Origin of the sequence: Methylobacterium ajmalii, assembly GCF_016613415.1 — a bacterium.
Lineage (GTDB): Bacteria > Pseudomonadota > Alphaproteobacteria > Rhizobiales > Beijerinckiaceae > Methylobacterium > Methylobacterium ajmalii.
The window spans coordinates 1-3,013 of sequence record NZ_JACWCT010000166.1; the positions used below are offsets into that span (position 1 = coordinate 1).

Sequence of the window (3,013 nt, forward strand, 5' to 3'; positions counted from 1 at the left end):
CCACCCCGACCCGCTTCGCCGGGCTGAGCAGGGGCGTCGCGCATGCTCAACAAGGGGGCCCGATTGGACGCCGATCAGGGGTCCCGTTCCGATGCCGTTTGACAGGCTACACGCCTTGGACCCTGGCGAACGTCGTCGGACACAAGGCCGAAGATGGGTCGATCGACGGCATGGCGCTGCCGCTCGGCATGACGATGGGCCGGTACCCTGGAGTTGCTCCCATCGACGCCATGCGGGCCTGCATCGAAGCCGTGAAGCTCCCGAGTGGGTGCAACATCGAAGAGGAGGGACCTTGGAGTTCCGCGAAGCCGAAGCGCAGCCGCGTCAAGCTCAGACACTCACCTTCAAGCCCGGCATCAAGGGCCTGAAGAGGTTCTACAAGGTCCGCTCCATGATCTGGCAGGGCCGCATCTGGCTCTGCGCCAAGGACGTGGGACAGGCAGTAGGCTGGCATCCCGACACACTCCGGCACCGAAGGGAGGCACTGACCGAAGACGGCTGGGGATACACGACCATGCCGACACCCCGCGGGGCTCACATGATGGTCGTGGTCTCCGTCTTGGAGCTGTCCGCCCTCCTGAAGGGATCGTCAACGCGCCAAGCTCGAGCCTTCCGGCGATGGCTCGAAGACCAAGAGGATGTGGCTACGACGGGAGATGCAGGAGACTTTGTGTCGGACGATTGCAGAGGTGAAGATCGTCCCACCGGTGCAGAGCACGTTCTACAACTGCAACACCCGCCGAAGATCATCAACTCACGTCGTTACGGCCCTGGTGATCTAGTTCGTTCTTCGGCACAACAGCCTCATGCTCCCTCCGAGCTGGTCGGACGGACGAGGACAGCAACATGCTTCAGCGCATCTTCAAGGAGTTCGAGATCAAGGCTCTCGGCATCGGCCTCATCGTCTGCCGGTGGGACGTAGAGGTCAGCGTGGGGCCGCTCGCGGTCGCTGCCATGTGGGGGCGGATGCCGATCACTGGCCTGTTCCTCCGGGCAGGGGAGCGGGAGCTGCACCTCGAGTGGCCCTTCCGTGTGTGCGGTGGGCTCACCAGCGGCCGAACGTCCTCCGGGGCTACCTGACTACCAGCGGCGTGCTGACGGCCGTCCTTGGGCCTCATGGGACACAAGCAATCGGGCATCGGTAGAGACACCTCCACCGAACCCGCTCGTGACGACCAAGACCGACCCCTTGTCGTTCGTTGGCCTGGAGCCGCACGGTCACGATCTGCGGCTTGTGATGGTTCGTGGCCGCAGCGCATGGCCCCCCAGGAGCGACGCCACCTGCCTGCCGGCAAGGCCGAAGACGACGCCGAACACGGCCCATCCAGGGAGCCCGAAGGCACTACCCATCATTGCGATGCCCACCCCACCGACCATCAGCCCTACGAGGACGCCGATCGCCGCACCTCCGAAGGTCCATCGTACTTCCCGGGTCGTCGTCCAGCGGCGGAAGCCAATCAGCCTGTTCGTGAGCGCGCGCTTCATCTGGCGTCCGTGGGTGATGCTGAGACCGGTTCCTCCCTGCCTAGCACGACCGTGGCTTTGATGGCGTCCCTGTTGGACCGGATCGGCCGGTGCTCGGGGTTAGTGCCACCACTAGGAGAAGACGGGCACCTCAGCCCGTGGGGGAGACGCGGCGCAGCGAGTGCGACCGTCTCGACCAAGCAACCCAGATGGGTGGCATGAGGCCGGCTGGGAGGTGGTGGACCCCAGTACCGCGATGCAGGTGGAGGATTTTATTAAGTTGTAGATCAAGACACCATGAGGATGTGTGTAGACTGTATCATCTACGATTTATCTCATGAGTTATTTGACGGTAGTTCTGTAGGGTATGATCCTTATCAGATCATCCTCTATGATCATCCTAGTTCATAACTCCGTCAAGGAGCACTGCTGTATCACGGAAAGCTCATTGGTCGACCTCCTTCAGTTCCCCCTCAAGGGGTCAGAATGTGGGTTGCAGCCATGTGAAGCGACATCGACAATCTCGAGCGTAGCTAGTTTCCCCATGCCACCCCCTCGGCGTCCTGGCACATGAGGGGGCGAGGCTACCGCCACGCTGATCCCCTTCGCTGTCCTGCCTCCTGGTCGGGCCCTCCCGTGGCTCCTGGTTGAGGCAGACGGCACCGCATCCTTGCACGATCGCCAATCGTTGGTTAGGTGATTGTGCATGGACGGGAGTGCAGACCATGAGCCGCCTTGCAGTCGCCTACTACCGGGTCTCCACGAAGCGCCAAGGGCGCAGTGGTCTCGGCCTTGAGGCGCAGCGCGAGGCTGTCGAACGGTTCGCCAGGGATCAGGGCTACACCCTCATCAGCGAGTTCACCGAGGTAGAGACCGGCAAGGGCTCGGATGCCATGGAGACCCGCCCCCAGCTCGCGGCGGCCATCAGGGACGCCAAGCTCAGGGGTACCAAGTCGGAGCCGTGCCCTGTCTTGGTCGCCAAGCTCGACCGCTTGAGCCGTGACGTGCACTTCGTGTCGGGTCTCATGCGGACCCACGTCCGTTTCGTGGTCACCGAGTTGGGTCCCGATGCAGACCCCTTCATGCTGCACATCTACGCGGCCTTCGCGGAGAAGGAGCGCAACTACATCAGCGAGCGGACCAAGAACGCCCTGGCAGCAGCCAAGGCCCGCGGGATCAAGCTCGGCAACCCGAACGGGGCAGCTCACCTCAAGGGGCTCGGCAACGAGAACGCGGTCGATGCCCTGAAGGCTGGCGCCCAGGAGCGTGCCGAGGGGCTGTCCGGCATCATCGCCAGCATCAGGGCCGAGGGGATCACCTCAGCCAACGGGATCGCGAACGCCCTGAACACGCGCCACATCGCGACGCCCCGTGGTGGTCAGTGGACCGCACGTAGCGTCTTGAACGTCCTGAACCGTCTCTCGGCCTGACCGGTACGTCGTAAGCGCTCGGTGAAGGCCGCCTTGTGGCTGTAGTGCTTTGCTCTGGATACAGGTGCTGGCGCCAGATGGCGCTGTATCGGCCCTGTGTCTGGACCTATGACCAACTC

Annotated in this window: 2 protein-coding genes; both read left to right on the top strand. The window is 63.3% G+C overall.

What is annotated here, in order from left to right; all coding sequences use genetic code 11:
• Positions 1-846: 846 nt before the first annotated feature.
• Positions 847-1,080 carry a hypothetical protein gene (locus HPY23_RS29555; RefSeq protein WP_091891915.1) on the top strand — a complete coding sequence of 78 codons (234 nt, stop codon included), beginning with the start codon at positions 847-849 and terminating at the stop codon, positions 1,078-1,080.
• A 1,109-nt stretch (positions 1,081-2,189) separates the two neighbouring features.
• Positions 2,190-2,894 (top strand): recombinase family protein, encoded by a 705-nt coding sequence (locus HPY23_RS29560; RefSeq protein WP_091891921.1) that lies wholly within the window; start codon positions 2,190-2,192, stop codon positions 2,892-2,894.
• Positions 2,895-3,013: the final 119 nt, after the last annotated feature.